Raw genomic sequence first — 17,829 nt, forward strand, 5'->3', positions numbered from 1 at the left:
TGTGAATTCAAATGTGGTAGTTTTTTCATTTCCGGGAAGAAATCCGCTAGATTCAAGGCAAAATCGCTTTACTTCTAATTTCATTCACTTATATAATAAGAGTATGGATTTTGTCGAAGAAAGGAAGAATCAGCATGTCACCAATTACAGCAGTACTCATTTTACTTGGAGTAATCATCATATACTCTGTCGTTATGTTCTTTGTCCAACGTCGCATTATGAAAACGTTAACTGAAGAAGAATTCCGCAGCGGCTACCGCAAGGCACAGCTAGTTGATATCCGTGAGCCGAATGAATTCGAAAACGGACATATTTTAGGCGCACGAAATATTCCTCTTTCACAGTTCCGTATGCGCATTAAAGAATTCCGTCCAGATCAGCCTGTCTACATCTATTGTCAAAGCGGAATGCGCACAGGACGCGCAGCACAAATGCTTCGTCGCCACGGTGTTCAAGAAATCTATGATTTAAAAGGCGGCTTCAAAATGTGGAACGGTAAAGTGAAAAAGAAAAAATAATGGTATGTATATAGAAAAACCTCGCCTTTGGGCGAGGTTTTTTGTTAGACGTTTTGAACAGCCTGTTCTTTCTGATAGCGAAGAACTGGCTTTCTCGCTGCGAGCGTTTCGTCAAGGCGCTTCACAACCGTTGTATGCGGAGCTTCCTGTACGACTTCAGGCGTTTCTTCTGCTTCTTTTGCAATTTGAATCATCGCATCGATAAACGCATCTAGCGTTTCTTTCGACTCCGTTTCCGTTGGTTCGATCATCATGCACTCTTCTACGATAAGCGGGAAGTAGATAGTCGGCGGATGATAGCCAAAATCAAGCAGTCGTTTCGCGATATCCAATGTGCGTACCCCAAGCTTTTTCTGACGTTTTCCTGATAAAACAAATTCGTGCTTACAGTGACGGTCAAACGGCAGCTCATAGTGCTCTGCTAAACGACGCATCATATAGTTGGCGTTTAGCACAGCGTTTTCCGTCACGGCTTTTAAGCCGTCTGGACCCATTGAACGAATATACGTATAAGCGCGAACGTTGATGCCGAAGTTGCCGTAAAACGGCTTTACGCGTCCAATTGACTGAGGACGGTTATAGTCAAAGTGATAGCCTTGTTCTGTTTTCACAAGCACTGGTTTAGGCAAATACGGAATTAAATCTGCTTTTACCCCTACCGGACCAGAACCAGGACCGCCTCCTCCATGAGGACCTGTAAACGTTTTGTGAAGGTTTAAATGAACCACGTCAAACCCCATATCTCCAGGACGGGCTTTACTTAATACTGCGTTTAAATTTGCACCGTCATAATAAAGCTTTCCACCTGCTGCGTGAACAATTTCAGCCATTTCTAAAATATCTTCTTCAAATAACCCCAGCGTATTTGGATTTGTTAACATTAAAGCGGCTGTATCTTCTCCTACTACGCGGCGTAAATCCTCTAAGTCCACTAAACCATGTTCGTTTGATTTTACCGTTACCGTTTCAAATCCCGCAACTGTTGCCGAAGCTGGGTTCGTTCCGTGGGCTGAGTCTGGAACAATGACTTTTGTTCGCTGCGTCTCACCATTTGCTTCGTGATAGGCACGAATCATCATAAGCCCGGTCCACTCGCCGTGAGCACCTGCTGCTGGTTGAAGCGTTACTTCATCCATTCCTGTGATTTCTGTTAAATGCTCTTGTAAATCATATAAAAGTTCGAGAGCACCTTGAACCGTTTGCTCATCCTGAAGCGGATGAATATGCGCAAACCCAGCAATGCGTGCTGCTTGTTCGTTCACTTTTGGATTATATTTCATCGTACATGAACCAAGCGGATAAAACCCTGAATCTACTCCGTGATTTCGTTTTGAAAGCGCGGTGTAATGACGCATAATATCGAGTTCTGATACTTCAGGAAGCTCAGGAGCTTTGGTACGCACATACGCTTTTCCAAGCAGTTCTTCAGCATTAACTTTTGGCACATCTAACTCTGGCAATGAATAGCCGATTCGCCCTTCTTTACTGCTTTCAAAAATAAGTGATTGATTTTGATTAAGCATGAAGATCCCCCAATTCATTTACAAGTTGGTCAATTTCCTCTTTTGTACGGAGCTCTGTAAAAGCAAGCAGCATGTGATTTTCAAGCGCTTGGTTATCACGGCTAAGATCATAACCGCCAATTATTTTTGAAGCTAATAACTGACTGTTTGCTTCTGTTACCGAAACAGGAAGCTTCACGACTAATTCATTAAAAAACGGTCCTTCAAATGCTACATTTACCCCTTTTGCCTTTAACGCTTCATATGCATAATGTGCTTTTGATAAATTTTGCAGCGCCATTTCTTTTACACCTTGCTTGCCTAAAGCTGTCATGGCAACTGATGCCGCTAAAGCATTTAACGCTTGATTTGAACAAATGTTAGACGTCGCTTTATCGCGGCGTATATGCTGTTCACGTGCTTGAAGGGTTAAAACAAACCCTCGCTTACCGTTTTCATCTACCGTTTGCCCTACTAAACGTCCTGGGATTTTCCGCATAAGCTTAGACGTAGTTGCAAAGTATCCGCAGTGCGGGCCTCCAAATTGACTTGGAATACCAAATGGCTGTGCATCTCCAATGACAATATCAGCTCCGAACTCTCCAGGAGGCGTAAGTAAACCTAATGATAACGGATTGCTTGAAACCACAAACATGCATTTTTCTTGATGGGTAATTTCTTCAATTTCTTTTAACGGCTCGATTTGTCCGTAGAAATTTGGATACTGGACAATAACAGCTGCCACGTCACTCCCCATCTCTTTTTCTAATGCAATCATATCTGTTACTCCGTCTGCTGCAGGGATTTCTACCACTTCAATGTATTGACCCTTCGCATACGTTTTTAACACATCTTTTGACTCAGGGTGAACAGCCGCAGAGACAAGTACTTTTTTCTTTTTTGTTTGACCCGCACTGAGCATAGCGGCTTCTGCTAAAGCAGTTCCTCCGTCATACATAGAAGAATTAGCCACGTCCATCCCCGTTAACTCACAAATCATTGTTTGAAATTCAAAGATGGCCTGAAGTTCTCCTTGAGAAATTTCTGGTTGATACGGAGTATAGGCCGTATAAAATTCCGAACGAGAAATAACATGATCAACAATAACCGGCATGTAATGATCGTAAACTCCTGCTCCTAAAAAAGAAGCATAGTCTTTTAAATGAGCATTTTTAGCAGCCATACTATTTAATTCTTTTAACAACTGAGGCTCTGAGGCCGCTTTTTTAATATTGTATTCTCCTTGAAAACGAACGCGCTGCGGAATATCTGAAAATAAATCATCAACAGATGAAACACCAATTGCTGCTAACATTTGCTGCTGATCTTGTTCTGTCATTGGTAAATAGCGATGTAACATGTTAAATTCCTCCCCAAAGCTTACTTTGAACGTTTATAAAAAGGTGTTGAAACCACTTTTGCTTTTAAGCGTTTTTTCCGAACCTGCACTTCCACTTCTTGACCAAGCTCTGTATACTCTGCTGACAATAGTGCTAGACCGATGTTTTTCTTTAATGTCGGTGACTGTGTACCTGTTGTCACAAATCCAATTTGTTCTTCATCTGCAAATACTTCGTAACCGTGTCTTGGTATACCTTTATCAATCATTTCAATTCCTACCAGCTTACGAGGTGCCCCGCTTTCACGCTGTTCTTTTAACACTTCTTTTCCAATAAAGCTGTCTTTGTACGTTTTTACTGCAAATCCAATTCGAGCTTCAATGGGCGTAATATCTTTTGAAAGCTCTTGGCCATATAAAGCCAAAGTGGCTTCAAAACGAAGCGTATCGCGAGCTCCTAATCCGCAAGGCAGCACACCTTCATCACTGCCTGCTTCTAAAATAGCCGTCCACAAGTGAGCGGCGTCAGTTGAAGAACAATAAATTTCAAAGCCGTCTTCCCCGGTGTACCCAGTACGTGAAACGAGAGCTTTTATATTCGCTACTTCTACATCATCAGCAAATGTAAATGGCTTTAATAGAGCTAAATTTTCGTTCGTTAACGTTTGTAAAACTTTTTCTGCTACAGGACCTTGTAAAGCTAACTGCGCAGTTTCATCAGATTGATTAACGAGCGTTACATCTCCTTGTTTGTGAGACACCAGCCACTCATAGTCTTTTTGAATATTAGCAGCGTTTACGACTAGCAAATACTCTTGATCTGCTTTTTTATAAATCAGCAAATCATCTACCGTGCCTCCGTCTTCATAACACATAGCCGTATACTGCGCTTTTCCATCTACGAGGGTAGAAACGTCATTTGTCATCGTGTGCTGAAGAAAAGCTAAGCTATCAGCTCCTGTTACAAGAATTTCTCCCATATGAGAGACATCAAAAAGCCCTGCCTTTGTACGTACAGCTTCATGCTCTTCTTTAATAGAAGAAAATTGAACGGGAAGAGCCCATCCGCCAAAATCAATTGTTTTGGCACCATATTTTTGATAGGTATCATAAAGCGGCGTTTTGTGTAATTCTGTTGTCATATTTATGTCCTCCTCTTTTTCACGTGAAACTTTTCATAACGGGGAGTTTTCAAATAGTGTGGGGATCACTATGTATCCAAACAAAAAAGGACAGAAAACCCCCTACTGTATTTAGTAGGAAGTCTCTGTCCTTTTCACCTGAAAGTTTACCTATAAACGAATAGGTTTGCCTCGTGGGTGGTCTATAAACGCATAGACACTCTCCAGAGCTGCGTCAAACAAGAGTCTTTTTGCCTGAGAGATTCACAATTTTATTGCTTGCTCCTTCGGCGCTACATTCAAGTAGTCTCTCCCCGTGTCGTCATTCGCTTCTATAAAGTTGGTAAAGTTGGGCATACTACTGAAAGATGTATCTATCTTTATTCACACAATCATTTGTAAAGTGCTAATCTATTTTCTTTTTCAAATTTTCTAAATATATTTTTATCCTACCTGATTCTTATCATTTGTTCAATAAAAATTTTTTACAAAGGAGCATTTTTATCATGAAAGTGAAATTAAACATCGATGAAACATGGGAAGCAGCCTTCTCAACTAAATTGGAGCAAGATGGCCCTTGGTCTGCATGGGATTTGTATAAACTTGCCTATGAAATAGAAGACCAAACGCTTATCTCAGAATTTGAAGGACTGCAAAGCCCAAAACATCTAGCTGATTTAACGCCGCTTCCTCATCAGCTCGAAGTAGCCAAACAAGTAGTTGAAACAATGAATGGGAAAGCCATTTTAGCAGATGAAGTAGGACTGGGGAAAACGATTGAAGCAGGGCTAATTTTGAAGGAATATATGATTCGCGGACTTGTTAAAAAAGTTCTCATTTTAGTTCCAGCTTCGCTTGTTTCACAGTGGGCTATGGAATTGAATCAAAAATTTTATATTCCCGCAGTTCCTCAAAGAAAATCATATGTGTGGGATCAGTGTGACATCGTTGTATCTTCAATTGATACAGCAAAACGTTCTCCTCATCGAGAAATTGTGCTTGAACAAGACTACGATCTCATCATCATTGATGAAGCTCACAAACTTAAAAACAACAAAACAAAAAACTATGAATTTGTGCAAAGTCTAAAAAAGAAATTTTGTCTGTTGCTAACCGCAACACCGATTCAAAATCGAATTGAAGAAATTTTTAACTTAGTCTCTCTTTTAAAGCCTGGCCATCTCGGCAATAAAGACTATTTCGAAGAATTATTTTCCGCTAAAAAACGCTCTTTGCAAAACGATGAACACTTAAAAGAGCTTGTTAACAAAGTTATGATTCGAAATCGCCGCCACGATACGGGTATCGAATGGACGAAGCGAATTGTTCAAACCATTCCTGTTGAATTCTCGCCAAAAGAACGGGAGCTGTACGATGCAATTACATCTTTTAAAGGAAACGGACTCCACCCTTCAAGCGCTTTTTCAATTTTAACTCTGCAGCGAGAGGCCTGCAGCAGCCGTGAAGCGGTGTATATGACATTAAAAAACATGCTGGAACGTCAGGAAGATCAAAACAGCGCATTAACGGAACATATGATTACGCCGTTAATGGAACTACTTCAGCAAGTGCCGCAAAATGCAAAAGCAGAAAAAGTGCTAGAGCTCGTTCAGAAAATTGATGATAAAGTCATTATTTTTACTGAGTACAGGGCAACTCAACTGTATTTACAGTGGTATTTAAAACAGCATGGAATTACCTCTGTACCCTTTAGAGGCGGATTTAAGCGAGGTAAAAAAGACTGGATGAAGCAGCTTTTTGAAAGCCACGCGCAAGTATTTATTGCCACTGAAGCAGGCGGAGAAGGAATCAACCTTCAGTTTTGTCATCATATCATTAACTATGATCTGCCGTGGAATCCAATGCGTCTAGAACAGCGAATTGGAAGGGTCCATCGTTTAGGTCAAAAACATGATGTTCACATTTACAATTTAGCCATTCAACATACGGTCGAAGAACATATTTTAAAATTACTGTACGAAAAAATAAACCTTTTTGAACGGGTTGTTGGAGAGCTAGATGATATTTTAACAAAGCTTGATTTAAAAAATATCGAAGAGCATATTCAAGATATTTTATTTCATTCACGGAGTGAAGGAGAAATAAAAATCAAAATGGAGAACTTGACGTCTATTATTCAATACGAAGACAGCGAGGAGGATCAGCATGCAGCAAACTGATATTCATCAATTTTTAAAGCGTTATTTTCTAGCTAATAATTGTTCTATTGTCACAGAAACATCGTCTTACCTGACGGTTCAATTAACGATTGAACTCGATAAAGAATTGATGAATCGTCCATTTTATTGGCACTATATCGAAAAGACGGGAGGAGAAGCAACTCCTGCTTCGCTCACTTTCATTACAGACCCAGCATTTGAAGACGATTCCGTTCAAGGAGAACGAATTCATTTCGGTTCACCTAGGCTGCACCAAATTTTCGCTTCTACTCAAAAACTTGGCGGGTTTATTCACTTGTATGAACAAGTTGCATCAGCTCAGCCAACAAATCAGCCTTTACACCCTTGGCTTGCATTAAATATTAAAGTCTCGTACAAATGCGATCGTAAAAAAGATGAGCTCTTGTCGCTTGGCATTAATTTAATCAATGGACAAATTATTGAATCATTTCACGAATTAATCATTAATCAAAATTTATCATCTAAAATCTCAGACTATTGCTTTACTCTCTCACCTTTTATTAAACCGAAAAGTGCCATCGCACGACTCACATCATATGTGACTGACTATGTTAAAACTCAGCCAACTGAATGGGCTGAAAAAGCGCAGGAGAGATGGTATGAAGACTTAGCGCTTCTTGATCATTTTTACGAAACAGCAGAAGAGCTGCCAGAAATATATATGACCGAAAAAACAGCGCTTCAAGAATTGTACGAGCCGACTATCTTATTTAAATTTATAAACGGTGGCTTATTTTACATATCGCCTGAAACGATGTCTCGTCAATTTAATAAAACACAAGCCGGTTAAAAAAAGATGAGCATATGATATGCTCATCTTTCTTTTTTCTTTCGATACCACAGCATAAACGACAGCGGAATCATTCCAAACCATCTGTTTGCAAAAGGTGCTCGCTCTTCTTTTTTTTGAATCTTTTTCGTTTTCCTCTCTTCTTTTGGCTGATCCATATATTGTACAAATTGCTGAGTCATATATTTTACATAATCATTCGTTTTCATATAATCATCTCCTCAGCACTATTATATCCGGAGAGAAAGAGACTTAATCCGTCCACTTCACAATGTGCTGATCCTTTTTTTGAATATATGCCGTTTCCGTCAATGCTCTTCCTTGCAATGTTTGACACTTTATTTTTAGGATAATCATCTGTTCATCTTCACTTACTACTTCGTATGAAACCGTACCAGTTTCTAATACTAAAGGTGCAAATGGAGATTTATTATGTTCTTTTATTTCTTTTTTTACATGTACAACCGCGTTTTCTAAAAGATGCTGCAGACGATTTTTCTGCTCTACTTCTTGATAAAATGAACTTTTCGTCACAAAATAAGTGGTTTGCTGAGCTACTAACAGAAGAAAAAGCGCACAAAATGCCAAAACAACCGGGAGAATAAATCCTTGCTCATTATGTTTCATGAGCAAGCATCAAAAACGTCGTAATGGTTTCTTCTCTAACTTTGTTAACACCGTCTGTTGAACGAATCAACAGCCTTTCTTTCTGCTGTTCGTACATAATATTCTTAATGTGCTGCAGCACAACTTCATGACCGCTTTCATCCACTCGTCTTCTTATCTTGTCTTCGTAGCGTTCATAAGTGATGATCTGATTATTTTCCATTTTCAACGTAAGCGTAGTCCCATGAATTCCCACTTCTTTTGCTTCTCGATATTCCATAGCAAGTTGGTTTACAAAGATTTCCCACTCCATTTCATTCATACTAAAGTCCGGATTATATGTTTGCTTAGCTAGCGGAATGATAATGGGGAAAAAGGAAACAATGATCAAAAAAAGAGTAAAACTGACTAGCATCTCTACAAGCGTAAAACCTTTTTCCCTTTTCACTTCAACATCACATCACACTTCTTTTTCATTTTCTCAGCGGAATCTGTCCATTCTACACAAAGCTTTTGAGCACTTTCTCCGTCCCACTTCAGATAAAATGCAACGTTTTCTTTTACGATTTTTTCTCGCCGTTTATATCCTGCTTCATATTTATATTTCAATAGCTCTTCGTGCAAGATAGCATCAGCTTGATACGAAACATATTGCTTCTTTTCTGCTTCCTTCATCTGAACATACAAAGGAATAATTGTACCGGTTAGGAGTAAAAGCATACTAAATGAAACAAGCATTTCTAACAAGGTGTAGCCCTGCTGACCCTTACATCTTGTCCACATAAAAACGCCCTCTGCCTATTTGAAAAGTAACTTTATATTTAAATTTTTGATTGCTGATAAAAATGGTCTTCGCTTGAGAAATATTGCCGTTTTTGTTGTATTGTATCGTGGAATTGCCGCTTCCAAACGTGATATGAATGGTGGAGTCATAGGCGCGCTTATAAAGAACGGCACGAGAATCAGAAATAATATATTCTGTTCCCTTCGGTGCGAAGTTAATTTTAATTGGAGATTCTCTGTTCATGGCTGTCTGCTGCACATAAAACGTGTCGCTTTGCAGCTGTCGCAAGAATAATGTGATTTTGTAATATTCCACAAGCGGCCGAATGGCTACGATAACGGAAAACATCATCACTTGCACAATAAATAAAACCATCAGCATCTCAATGAGGGTAAATCCTTTTTGCTTAAGAAGAACCACTAGCTGTAACCTTTCCGGTACCGTCAATTTGAATAGCTTGGCCATTTGGACACACGGTGCCTTCTTTTAAGTAGCCCCCTGCTTCAAGCTCTTCTAGACTTGGTTTTTCGCCATTTTCAAGTTCGTATACTTGTACCTCAGCCTCTACGGTTTTGACAAGAGCTGAGCAGCCTTTGTTGTTAATAACCGTATTATGCTTTAATACATTTGGAATCATAATGAGCAAAAGCACGGTAATAACGAGCATAACAATGAGCATTTCAATAAGGGTAAATCCTTTATTACCTTTTAGAATCATATTCTTTCACCTTTCTACAAGCTCGACATCACTTCTAACATCGGAAGCATAACGGACATATACATAAGCAGAATGACAATTCCGATGAATAAGAATGTAAGCGGCTGTACATATTTTAAAATACGAAAAATAAACTGTTCCATTCTTTCCATCATAAATAGACTGTAATCATACAGTTCTTGAGAAAGCTCACCGTTCTGCTGGCCATGAACAATAACATGAGCCAAGTCTTTTTCATAATGAGATTTACCTGAAACGATATGATCTAATCGCATTCCTGAGGAAAGTTGATCTGTAAAAGCAAAAGCTTCCACTTGAAAAAACGGATGATGCTCTTGCTTTTGAAAAAGAGCAAAGCATTCATAAATAGATAAACCACCATTTAGTAAATTGCTCATATGAACAGAAAAAAAGTACGAGTTAAATAGCCGTGTGAACGTTCGGATAACGGGAACTCTCATAAAGAGCTGCATTTGAACTACTGGAGGCAATTTTTTAATGTAAATCACATAAAACAAATACAGGATGATTGGCATACTGATGACTGCAGGTAACACAAAAGGAAAGAACGACATCGCCTGCATAAATAAGAGGATAAACGAAGACTGCTTGTTTCCAAAGGATAAGTACAGAGCTTCAAACTGTGGAAGTAAAACCGTACTTAAAACAAATAAAATGGACAGAATAAACAGCAGTAGCAATACGGGATATTGAACAAGCTTTTGAAATTTTTTACGATGCCTGACTTTTTCTTCAATCATTGAGCTGCTTTCTTTTAAAGCAAATTGAAGGTTTCCATGCTGCTCCGCAAAATATAAATAGCTTAAAATATCACGGTGAAACTGAAGTTTAACAAAAGCATCGTGCAAAGATTCTCCTCGTTTTAACTGCTCAAGACATTTTTCAATATCCGTTTTTTCTTTGTTAGATACTTGAAACGTCAAAAACGAAAGAGCTTGAGAAAGAGTGTAGCCTTTTTCTAAGAGCTTAGAGACCTGCTTAAGAATTTTCGCTTGCTGAGCAAGAGACCACCTTTTTTGTCTATTTGTCTTTACCCCCATCCGTCTAGCGAATGCGGATATAAATAGCCTAGCGCGATTCCTTTTAGAATAACATCTCGGAGCGTCTTATAATCATAATCCGCATTTTCTCCTTTCACTTCTCTCATCACTGCGCTAAGCTCCTTGCCATAAAGCAATTCGTATATGCTGGACTGACGATGCTTTCTCATTTTTTTACAAGCGGGATGGCATTTTCCGGAACACAGCGGACAGCGAATTTCTACAAGGCGCTGTGCAGCTACTGCTACAAGAGTCTGTTCCATTTCTTGAAAGCTAACGCCAAATTCAAGCAGCCTGTACAAAGATCCTTTTGTATCTTTAGTATGCATCGTTGTCAAAACCAAGTGTCCGGTAAGCGCTGCTCTCACAGCAATTTTGGCAGTCTCACTATCTCTTATTTCTCCCACCATGATAATGTCTGGGTCATGGCGCAATATAGCTTTTAAACCAGTCGTGTACGTAATCCCCGCCCGTTCATTTACCTGTACTTGAAGCACGGTTTCACTCGGTTTTTCAATAGGGTCTTCTAGTGTAATAACATTTCGATTAAAAAAATGCTTTACTTCGTGTAAAAGAGTATATAGAGTAGTGGTTTTACCTGATCCTGTAGGACCGGTAAAAATAATTAATCCATGAGAGAATTTCAAGAGAGAAATAAGCTTTTTAGTATGTTCAGGAAAAAGAGATAAATGTTTGAGAGATGTAGATTGTTGATGAGGCAAAAGCCGAATAACAAGACTTTCATCATGAGAAGTAGGAAGAGTTGATAAACGTAAATTTACTTGATAGTGATCAATGGAAGTGGTCAATGCACCATTTTGAGGTTTTCTTCGTTCTCCAATATCCATTCCCCCTAAAAATTTAAAATGCGAAATGAGCCGTTCAGACATTTCCTTTGAAATAACCCTCTTTAAAATAAGCTCTTGGTCAATTCGCAGCTGAATCACAGCATCTTTCTTTCGGGGCACAATATGCACATCAGAACTTCGGCACTCACATGCATCTCGTATAATGTAAGTTGCAAACTGTTCAATTTCGGTCAAACGATCATCACTCCTTTATTTGTAATCAAGATGATTGGTAAAACATCTAGAAACAGTAATTTCGACCTTTTTCGAGATTTCCCTCCTTTTTTTTTCATTTTTTATAATTTTTTTGGTATACGCTTCTTTTCTTCGCTTCAATCCTTGTACAAGATGTACAACTTCTGTACACCTCTAAACGATTACATAAAAAAGACAACGTGATGTAAAACTCTACGCTGTCGTTTTATTCGTTATTTACTGAATTGAACTTCTTCATCATGTACGCTTACACAACTAGAGAAGCAAGACTTGTTTTTTTCTTGACTAAATTTTTAAGAGCAGATTCGTTATAGCCTACTACAAGCTTTTTGCCATCTGTTAAAATTGGTCGGCGAAGCAAACGAGGATGTTCAATTAATAGATTGACTACTTCTGATAGCGTCATGCTATCCACATCAACATTTAACTTTTTATATTCTTGACTTCTTTTAGCAAGAAGTTCATCCATCCCTTCTGTTGTCATAGAAAGAAGTTCAAGCATTTCTTTATGAGTAGGTGTTTCTCTAAATAAATGACGCTCTTTAAAATTTACATCTTCCTTCACTAGCCATTTTTTCGTTTTACGACAAGATGTACAGCTCGGATACGTATAAAATTTAATTTCTTCCATATGAAACCCTCCCGTTTTTTAGTTGTAGGTTGTTTATATACATTGTACACGTTTTGTATAACTTTTGTATAGTATTTTGCACATGTTTTGTATAACTTTTTTTCTTCTGTCGTATTTCAAGGAAAAGATAGCGTTTTCAGGAAAGAAAGGATGTATTATAATGGAAAAGTATCGATATAGTTTCATAAGTGCTTTCTAGTGCTTACACAGCGATGACATTCATCATGACACTAACTAAGTTTGATAAAGGAGGAAATGGACGTGGAACGAATGTACCGTGTAATGGGGTTCTGGACAGCAATTTTCACTGTAATGTTTTACCTCGGTCACATGCATAAGACTTCTTTACTCTTTTTAGCTCAAACAGGCTTTTTTGTAATTCTTAGTTATTTAAAGCTGTCTGAAAGAATGTACATTTACGTTTTCGGAGCATATTTGACGGTCTTTTTTGTGGGGTTCACGTACTGGTCAACTTTTATGATGACACCAGGACAGTAAAGAGAAAAGCGATGGGCTTCCATCGCTTTTTGTATTCTTAAAAACCATTTAGAAAAGGATTTTGATCCATTTCGTGTCCCACAGTTGTTTCAGGTCCGTGACCGCTTAGTACAAGCGTATCTTCTGGAAGGGACAGCAATTTTGATTCGATGCTTTCTAACAGCTGAGCTTGATTGCCTCCAGGTAAATCTGTGCGTCCAATGCCGCCTGCAAAAAGCGCATCACCAGATACTACGAAGTTACCCGGTTTGAAATAATATGAAACGCTGCCAGGAGAATGGCCAGGCGTTTCATACACCTCAAATTGGAATGAGCCAATTGTTAAATTGCCTTCGACTGAAATAATATCGGTTGCATCTGGAGCCGTAATTTCTCCTAAATCAAAAAATTTCGAACCGTTTAAATCACTATTATGAAGCCATTCTTTTTCATTTTTATGTACATAAAGCGGGATAGAGTAGTGATTCATCACTTCATCTACTCCTCCAATGTGATCAAAATGAGCGTGTGTCAGCAAAATAGCCAACGGTTTATACGTTTGTTTTTCTAGAAATTCAACAAGCTGTTTTCCCTGAGCTCCCGGGTCAAAAACTAAACACTCTTTTTTTTCGTTAGCCACGACATAACAATTCGTTTGAATCGGTCCTAGCGGTATACGATGATAGTTCATAATGTATCCTCCTTGTAAAATTTATTTTCGTTATATGCATTATCATACACACATCATCTTATAAATGAAAGTAAGGACCTTTCTAAGCTAATAAGGCGAAAGAAAGATTGGTTTTCATCTCGACAAACGGTTAGAAAAGTTTTACAATTAAAGGGATAAGCTAATGATAGCGCTTTAATTTTAAGTTGCCTAAAGGAGGTTTCTTCGAGTGGGTCTTATGATTATTTTTGCACTAACAACATTGCTAGGCGTATTTGCAGCTATTTCATCTTTTAGAAATAAAAACATATTAGGCATTGGTTTTTCGGTACTAACATTCGGTGTGTTCGGATGGTTTACCGTGATGACCATTATACATCACGGTTATCCGGCGGTACATCATTAAAAAAGCCACGCAAAGCATATGCTTTGCGTGGCTTTTCAAATAGATAGATATTCCATTGCCGCAACTAAAATAGCCTTGGTCGGATTATATACGCGCGATATTTGAGATAAAGGCAGCGGATTAATTCCTTTCCCCAGTTCTAAAGTGAACCCTAGCTTTTTCTTTTCTAAAATAAACCAATCCTTAAATCCAGCGTGACTATCAATCGTTTTGACTGCTTTATAACCGCTTACCCTTTCAAAATAACTGGCTATTTCCTCCGCTTCCTTCGGCTCTTCATTCATATACCCCCAGTAAAATTCTTCTCCTTGGGTATGTAAAGCGATCACACAATCAAAATCATGACGCTCAACGAGTTTTACCATTGCCTGCGCTTCAGGTTCAGACAGAGATTCATAGCCTGGAAAGTCCCGATAATGCGGAGCTTTAGGTTCTTTGCGCTTTTTTTCAATTTCCCAATAAGCTGGAAACTGATTGTTTAAGTCTACCCCTCGGATATTTGCTTTCCAGCTTTGAAAATCAGGAAAATCTCTCCCTATTTTAGAAAGAAAAGACGCATAAGGTTCACTTACAGCAGGACCTTTTAAGACCAGATCTACTCCGTCTGGATTAACAATTGGAACCGCAGAAAGCGTAATTTGATTAAAAAGAGTTCTTGCTTCCTGACCATTCAACGCCTGATCATAATGAAGAGCAGCTAAATAATCTTCAACAAACTGTAGAAGAACATTTGTCGTAATCCATTCATTGGCATGAAAAGACGCATTAATATGAACTTTTCTTTCTCCGTTTCCAATTAAAATATGAGGAATCGGCTTTCCAAGCACGCTGCACCCTATCCATTCAAGAGCACCATAGGGATAGTACGTTAAAAGTGTTTGGATATCTTGTATTGTTCGCGTGTAATCGTAGGGCTTTTGGATATCTACAATTTGCATAATCTTCACTCCTTTACACTATGTATATGTAAAGATTGAAAAGATGCATGATAAAAAAGCGCTTTGACTAAATGTCAAAGCGCTTTTTTATCTCAGTTAGATTCTTGCTTATTATTCAAAATAAGATTTAACTAACCAAGCTCCTCCAATGATTCCCGCATCGTTTCCTAAAGTAGCGATTGCTAGTTCAGCACCTTGCGCTACGCGAGGAAATGCAAAACGTTTGAAATAATCTCTTACCGGTGCAAGTAATACCTCGCCTGCACGAGACACACCGCCGCCTAGAACGATCTTCTCAGGGTTTAATGCATTAGCAGAGTTTGCTAGTGCTAGACCTAAATGAAAAGCAACTTTATCTACAACATGCATAGCTAACTCGTCTTTTGAACGAGCTGCATCAAATACATCTTTAGATGTAACTTGTCCATTTTGTTCTAACACTGTGCGAAGCTCACTTGGTTTGTCCGTTTCCGTTAATTCTTCCATTGTTAAACGTACAATTCCAGTTGCTGAAGCAATGGTTTCTAAACAGCCGGTTTTGCCGCAGTTACACGGTGCCCCGCCTTCAGGAATAGAAGTAATGTGCCCGATCTCACCAGCGGCTCCATTTACGCCTTGTACAATTTCACCGTTTGCAATGACGCCACCGCCAACGCCTGTGCCAAGCGTAACGCAAAGTAAATCTTTTGCTCCGTCTCCAGCACCCTTCCACATTTCTCCAATCGCTGCAATGTTTGCATCATTGTCTACTACAACAGGAAGAGAAGTTTCTACTTCCAAGATATCTTTAATAGGGAATTTTTCCCAACCTAAATTGACAGCTACTTCAATCGAACCGTTTGCAAAGTTGACAGGCCCCGGTGCACCAATACCAATTCCTACTAACCTTGATTTTACTTCTCCAAGATCGTTTAACTTTTTATCAATTGCTTTTGCAATATCCGTTGGAATTTTACGGCCTTGCTCGCTCACATCCGTATTAATTTCCCACTTGTGAATGATTTCTCCATAATGATTAATAAAGGCCATTTTTATTGTTGTACCGCCTAAATCAACTCCAACTAACCATTTGTCATCCATGTTCATTCATCCTTTTTCTCTTTTTGTTGTTTTAACTCTCGACGAAGCAAAAGAATTGCCATTTGGTAATCACGTACATCAATCAAGTTAGACTGATATAACTCTTTTACTTCCGCTTCCATCAGCTCTAAATCAGCAATACGATCGCCCACGTATATAAAAATGCCGAAGGACTTTAATAATTGTTGTACATCATATAACGTATTCATTCTGTCACCTTTATCCTATTTTCTAGGTGATATGATTCATTTATTTTGAGATAACTCAACAGTCATTCAGTCATAAACAGCGGCCGTATTTAACGCCCACTGCTAGGTCTACATATTAATATTCTAGTAAACGTTCTCACAATAGTAAAGTATAAAATATTAAATTCGTCATTCAACAGTTTTAATTTCCTATCTCTTGCTTCAGCTTTTCGTATTTTTCATTTTGCGGTTCCAGCGCAATTGCTTTATCGATATTTTGTGTGGCCGCTGGAATATCATTCAGTTTCATATTCACCAGAGCTAAATTGTAATACGCCTCATGAAAAGTTGAATCATACTTTACAGCCTGATTTAATTGCTGTTTAGCTTTTTTATAATTTTCAAGATAAAATTCTGCGTTAGCACTGACGAAATACACGTTACTATTTGCTGTTCCTTTTTCAACAAAAAGCTTAATGGCATCTTTTGCTTCTTCATACTGCTTCTGTTGAAGATACGTAGCCGCTACGCTGAGTGCATAGGGCTCATCTTGATAAACAGAACGCTCATGATATCCATAAAAAAGCAGACTTCCTACTAATAAAAGCGTGCAAATGAAAGCCGGAATCTGAATATACAGCTTTTTTTGTTTCGGTAAACTGACGATGCTCGCAGCTAAAAATCCGCCAACCAAACCGCCAATATGTCCTGCATTATCGACGTTCGGCGCAACAAATCCAAAAATCAAGTTAATCACAATGATGACAATAAAACTCGACCCCATTGTTCGAAAAAAGAAGCGTGGATTTGTTCTTGCTATAAACAGTAAAGCTCCAAAGCAACCGAAAATAGCCCCTGAGGCTCCTGCGGAAATGGACGTATTCCATATAAAACTTCCTAGAGATCCTGCAAACCCGGCAAATATATAAATAAAGACAAAACGTCCGCTGCCATATATCCTCTCTACAAGCGTTCCTAAATAATAAAGGGCTACACTATTCATAAGCAAATGCAGAAGTCCTATATGCAAAATTATAGGTGTAAAAAAACGCCACCATTCGCCTTCCATAATTAAGGGGTTGTATTTAGCTCCGTATTGAATCAGAGTGAGCGTATTTTGTGTACTGCTCTTCCACTCCAGAAATAGAAACATTAAGATTTGCAGCGCTAAAAATATATATGTAAAAATAGGCTTCCCGTATCCAGCTATTTGCTGTTCTTCGCTTTGTTTTTTCTGTACAAAAAGCACAATTTTATGTTTCCACTTCTCTATTCGCTGTGCTTCTTCTTCGGAAGAGAAATTGTCTGCGCTTTCTAATGTAAGACCTAGCCGTTCGAATAAAGGTTCATAAGCGCTTGCTTTCTCTGCCGTTAGTTGTTCAACGTAACTATTCACTTTAGAGGGACTCGGCGCACTTTCTAAGGACTGCTCTATATAAAAAGGATCAAAATCAGCAAAGTAAATCGTGTTAAGAGTAAGCGTTGATTTACCTCTCTGCTTTCGCACATTCTCAGCTCTTTGTAATGCATACAATACATCTTTTTGCTGCTCAACGGCTGATTTAAAATTCCGGCGGACTATGCGGACAATTGACTTATCTTTACGATGCGACGATTGAAACCATAGCTCAGAAGCATCAGCTTTCATCGAAATCAGCTCATATGAAGAATGGCCAAGCAATTGCTGTGCCAGCTGCAAATAATAAAAATCTTGCCTAGACAAATAGTCACCTCC

Annotated in this window: 22 protein-coding genes and 1 riboswitch; of the genes, 5 read left to right on the top strand and 17 right to left on the bottom strand. The window is 38.7% G+C overall.

What is annotated here, in order from left to right; genetic code table 11:
* The first annotated feature begins 134 nt into the window (after positions 1–134).
* Complete coding sequence (locus AC1D0Y_RS03560; protein WP_034276876.1) at positions 135–518, top strand: rhodanese-like domain-containing protein; 384 nt, start codon at positions 135–137, stop codon at positions 516–518.
* Positions 519–562: 44 nt separating this feature from the next.
* On the opposite strand, the gene gcvPB is transcribed toward AC1D0Y_RS03560, so the two are convergent.
* Genes gcvPB through gcvT form a run of 3 tightly spaced genes read right to left on the bottom strand, consistent with a single transcriptional unit; the run spans position 563 to position 4,501 of the window.
* Positions 563–2,041, bottom strand: coding sequence for an aminomethyl-transferring glycine dehydrogenase subunit GcvPB (gene gcvPB, locus AC1D0Y_RS03565; protein ID WP_028410650.1), 1,479 nt, complete (start codon positions 2,039–2,041; stop codon positions 563–565).
* On the bottom strand, positions 2,034–3,380 hold the full coding sequence (gcvPA, locus tag AC1D0Y_RS03570; RefSeq protein WP_028410649.1) for an aminomethyl-transferring glycine dehydrogenase subunit GcvPA: 1,347 nt from the start codon (positions 3,378–3,380) through the stop codon (positions 2,034–2,036). Before gcvPA ends, gcvPB begins: the two co-directional genes overlap by 8 nt.
* 20 nt (positions 3,381–3,400) lie before the next feature.
* Positions 3,401–4,501, bottom strand: coding sequence for a glycine cleavage system aminomethyltransferase GcvT (gene gcvT / locus AC1D0Y_RS03575; RefSeq protein ID WP_263033734.1), 1,101 nt, complete (start codon positions 4,499–4,501; stop codon positions 3,401–3,403).
* A 212-nt stretch (positions 4,502–4,713) separates the two neighbouring features.
* A riboswitch (glycine riboswitch) is annotated at positions 4,714–4,806 on the bottom strand.
* 180 nt (positions 4,807–4,986) lie between these two features.
* Between gcvT and AC1D0Y_RS03580 the strand changes: the two genes are divergently transcribed.
* Both AC1D0Y_RS03580 and AC1D0Y_RS03585 read left to right on the top strand, forming a co-directional pair.
* Positions 4,987–6,660 (top strand): DEAD/DEAH box helicase, encoded by a 1,674-nt coding sequence (locus tag AC1D0Y_RS03580; RefSeq protein ID WP_014458233.1) that lies wholly within the window; start codon positions 4,987–4,989, stop codon positions 6,658–6,660.
* Positions 6,647–7,471, top strand: coding sequence for a YqhG family protein (locus AC1D0Y_RS03585; protein WP_028410647.1), 825 nt, complete (start codon positions 6,647–6,649; stop codon positions 7,469–7,471). The genes AC1D0Y_RS03580 and AC1D0Y_RS03585 overlap by 14 nt, the downstream gene beginning before the upstream one ends.
* Positions 7,472–7,494: 23 nt before the next feature.
* Here AC1D0Y_RS03585 and AC1D0Y_RS03590 read toward each other — a convergent pair whose 3' ends face one another.
* From AC1D0Y_RS03590 to AC1D0Y_RS03630, 9 genes are all read right to left on the bottom strand, one after another.
* Positions 7,495–7,680, bottom strand: a complete 186-nt coding sequence (locus tag AC1D0Y_RS03590; protein ID WP_013059170.1) for a YqzE family protein — start codon at positions 7,678–7,680, stop codon at positions 7,495–7,497.
* Between the two features lie 43 nt (positions 7,681–7,723).
* Positions 7,724–8,098: a competence type IV pilus minor pilin ComGG gene (comGG, locus tag AC1D0Y_RS03595; protein WP_028410646.1), complete on the bottom strand. Its 375-nt coding sequence runs from the start codon at positions 8,096–8,098 to the stop codon at positions 7,724–7,726.
* The gene (comGF, locus tag AC1D0Y_RS03600) at positions 8,088–8,525 is read right to left on the bottom strand and encodes a competence type IV pilus minor pilin ComGF (RefSeq protein ID WP_098433336.1); all 438 of its coding nucleotides are present in this window, start codon (positions 8,523–8,525) and stop codon (positions 8,088–8,090) included. The genes comGG and comGF overlap by 11 nt, the downstream gene beginning before the upstream one ends.
* A complete protein-coding gene (locus AC1D0Y_RS03605) occupies positions 8,522–8,860 on the bottom strand; it encodes a type II secretion system protein (RefSeq protein ID WP_028410645.1) in 339 nt (112 codons plus the stop codon). The genes comGF and AC1D0Y_RS03605 overlap by 4 nt, the downstream gene beginning before the upstream one ends.
* Complete coding sequence (gene comGD / locus AC1D0Y_RS03610) at positions 8,844–9,326, bottom strand: competence type IV pilus minor pilin ComGD (protein ID WP_225049506.1); 483 nt, start codon at positions 9,324–9,326, stop codon at positions 8,844–8,846. The genes AC1D0Y_RS03605 and comGD overlap by 17 nt, the downstream gene beginning before the upstream one ends.
* Positions 9,268–9,579 (bottom strand): competence type IV pilus major pilin ComGC, encoded by a 312-nt coding sequence (gene comGC / locus AC1D0Y_RS03615; protein WP_016765560.1) that lies wholly within the window; start codon positions 9,577–9,579, stop codon positions 9,268–9,270. The genes comGD and comGC overlap by 59 nt, the downstream gene beginning before the upstream one ends.
* Positions 9,580–9,593: 14 nt before the next feature.
* The gene (gene comGB / locus AC1D0Y_RS03620; protein WP_028410643.1) at positions 9,594–10,640 is read right to left on the bottom strand and encodes a competence type IV pilus assembly protein ComGB; all 1,047 of its coding nucleotides are present in this window, start codon (positions 10,638–10,640) and stop codon (positions 9,594–9,596) included.
* Positions 10,631–11,683: a competence type IV pilus ATPase ComGA gene (comGA, locus tag AC1D0Y_RS03625; protein ID WP_477707341.1), complete on the bottom strand. Its 1,053-nt coding sequence runs from the start codon at positions 11,681–11,683 to the stop codon at positions 10,631–10,633. The genes comGB and comGA overlap by 10 nt, the downstream gene beginning before the upstream one ends.
* A gap of 268 nt (positions 11,684–11,951) precedes the next feature.
* A complete protein-coding gene (locus AC1D0Y_RS03630; protein WP_013059178.1) occupies positions 11,952–12,335 on the bottom strand; it encodes a Spx/MgsR family RNA polymerase-binding regulatory protein in 384 nt (127 codons plus the stop codon).
* Between the two features lie 261 nt (positions 12,336–12,596).
* Between AC1D0Y_RS03630 and AC1D0Y_RS03635 the strand changes: the two genes are divergently transcribed.
* Complete coding sequence (locus AC1D0Y_RS03635) at positions 12,597–12,833, top strand: DUF2626 domain-containing protein (RefSeq protein ID WP_013059179.1); 237 nt, start codon at positions 12,597–12,599, stop codon at positions 12,831–12,833.
* A 37-nt stretch (positions 12,834–12,870) separates the two neighbouring features.
* Here the strand turns inward: AC1D0Y_RS03635 and AC1D0Y_RS03640 are convergent, their stop codons facing one another.
* Positions 12,871–13,503, bottom strand: coding sequence for an MBL fold metallo-hydrolase (locus tag AC1D0Y_RS03640; RefSeq protein WP_028410642.1), 633 nt, complete (start codon positions 13,501–13,503; stop codon positions 12,871–12,873).
* 208 nt (positions 13,504–13,711) lie between these two features.
* On the opposite strand from AC1D0Y_RS03640, the gene AC1D0Y_RS03645 reads away from it, so the two are divergent.
* Entirely contained in the window at positions 13,712–13,888 is a 177-nt protein-coding gene (locus AC1D0Y_RS03645) for a DUF2759 domain-containing protein (RefSeq protein ID WP_013059181.1), read from the top strand.
* Between the two features lie 35 nt (positions 13,889–13,923).
* Here AC1D0Y_RS03645 and AC1D0Y_RS03650 read toward each other — a convergent pair whose 3' ends face one another.
* From AC1D0Y_RS03650 to AC1D0Y_RS03665, 4 genes are all read right to left on the bottom strand, one after another.
* The gene (locus AC1D0Y_RS03650; protein WP_028410641.1) at positions 13,924–14,826 is read right to left on the bottom strand and encodes a M14 family metallopeptidase; all 903 of its coding nucleotides are present in this window, start codon (positions 14,824–14,826) and stop codon (positions 13,924–13,926) included.
* A gap of 111 nt (positions 14,827–14,937) precedes the next feature.
* Positions 14,938–15,906: an ROK family glucokinase gene (locus AC1D0Y_RS03655; RefSeq protein ID WP_013059183.1), complete on the bottom strand. Its 969-nt coding sequence runs from the start codon at positions 15,904–15,906 to the stop codon at positions 14,938–14,940.
* A 2-nt stretch (positions 15,907–15,908) separates the two neighbouring features.
* Positions 15,909–16,115, bottom strand: a complete 207-nt coding sequence (locus AC1D0Y_RS03660; RefSeq protein ID WP_013059184.1) for a YqgQ family protein — start codon at positions 16,113–16,115, stop codon at positions 15,909–15,911.
* Positions 16,116–16,296: 181 nt separating this feature from the next.
* On the bottom strand, positions 16,297–17,817 hold the full coding sequence (locus AC1D0Y_RS03665; RefSeq protein WP_477707342.1) for a rhomboid family intramembrane serine protease: 1,521 nt from the start codon (positions 17,815–17,817) through the stop codon (positions 16,297–16,299).
* Between the last annotated feature and the right edge of the window lie 12 nt (positions 17,818–17,829).

The organism is Priestia sp. P1_B12_1 (assembly GCF_056406695.1).

Coding starts and splice junctions, on each gene's coding strand:
- AC1D0Y_RS03560 (WP_034276876.1), top strand. CDS start 135: ATGTCACCAATTACAGCAGTACTCATTTTACTTGGAGTAATCATCATA.
- gcvPB (WP_028410650.1), bottom strand. CDS start 2,041: ATGCTTAATCAAAATCAATCACTTATTTTTGAAAGCAGTAAAGAAGGG.
- gcvPA (WP_028410649.1), bottom strand. CDS start 3,380: ATGTTACATCGCTATTTACCAATGACAGAACAAGATCAGCAGCAAATG.
- gcvT (WP_263033734.1), bottom strand. CDS start 4,501: ATGACAACAGAATTACACAAAACGCCGCTTTATGATACCTATCAAAAA.
- AC1D0Y_RS03580 (WP_014458233.1), top strand. CDS start 4,987: ATGAAAGTGAAATTAAACATCGATGAAACATGGGAAGCAGCCTTCTCA.
- AC1D0Y_RS03585 (WP_028410647.1), top strand. CDS start 6,647: ATGCAGCAAACTGATATTCATCAATTTTTAAAGCGTTATTTTCTAGCT.
- AC1D0Y_RS03590 (WP_013059170.1), bottom strand. CDS start 7,680: ATGAAAACGAATGATTATGTAAAATATATGACTCAGCAATTTGTACAA.
- comGG (WP_028410646.1), bottom strand. CDS start 8,098: ATGAAACATAATGAGCAAGGATTTATTCTCCCGGTTGTTTTGGCATTT.
- AC1D0Y_RS03605 (WP_028410645.1), bottom strand. CDS start 8,860: ATGTGGACAAGATGTAAGGGTCAGCAGGGCTACACCTTGTTAGAAATG.
- comGD (WP_225049506.1), bottom strand. CDS start 9,326: ATGGCCAAGCTATTCAAATTGACGGTACCGGAAAGGTTACAGCTAGTG.
- comGC (WP_016765560.1), bottom strand. CDS start 9,579: ATGATTCTAAAAGGTAATAAAGGATTTACCCTTATTGAAATGCTCATT.
- comGB (WP_028410643.1), bottom strand. CDS start 10,640: ATGGGGGTAAAGACAAATAGACAAAAAAGGTGGTCTCTTGCTCAGCAA.
- AC1D0Y_RS03630 (WP_013059178.1), bottom strand. CDS start 12,335: ATGGAAGAAATTAAATTTTATACGTATCCGAGCTGTACATCTTGTCGT.
- AC1D0Y_RS03640 (WP_028410642.1), bottom strand. CDS start 13,503: ATGAACTATCATCGTATACCGCTAGGACCGATTCAAACGAATTGTTAT.
- AC1D0Y_RS03650 (WP_028410641.1), bottom strand. CDS start 14,826: ATGCAAATTGTAGATATCCAAAAGCCCTACGATTACACGCGAACAATA.
- AC1D0Y_RS03655 (WP_013059183.1), bottom strand. CDS start 15,906: ATGGATGACAAATGGTTAGTTGGAGTTGATTTAGGCGGTACAACAATA.
- AC1D0Y_RS03660 (WP_013059184.1), bottom strand. CDS start 16,115: ATGAATACGTTATATGATGTACAACAATTATTAAAGTCCTTCGGCATT.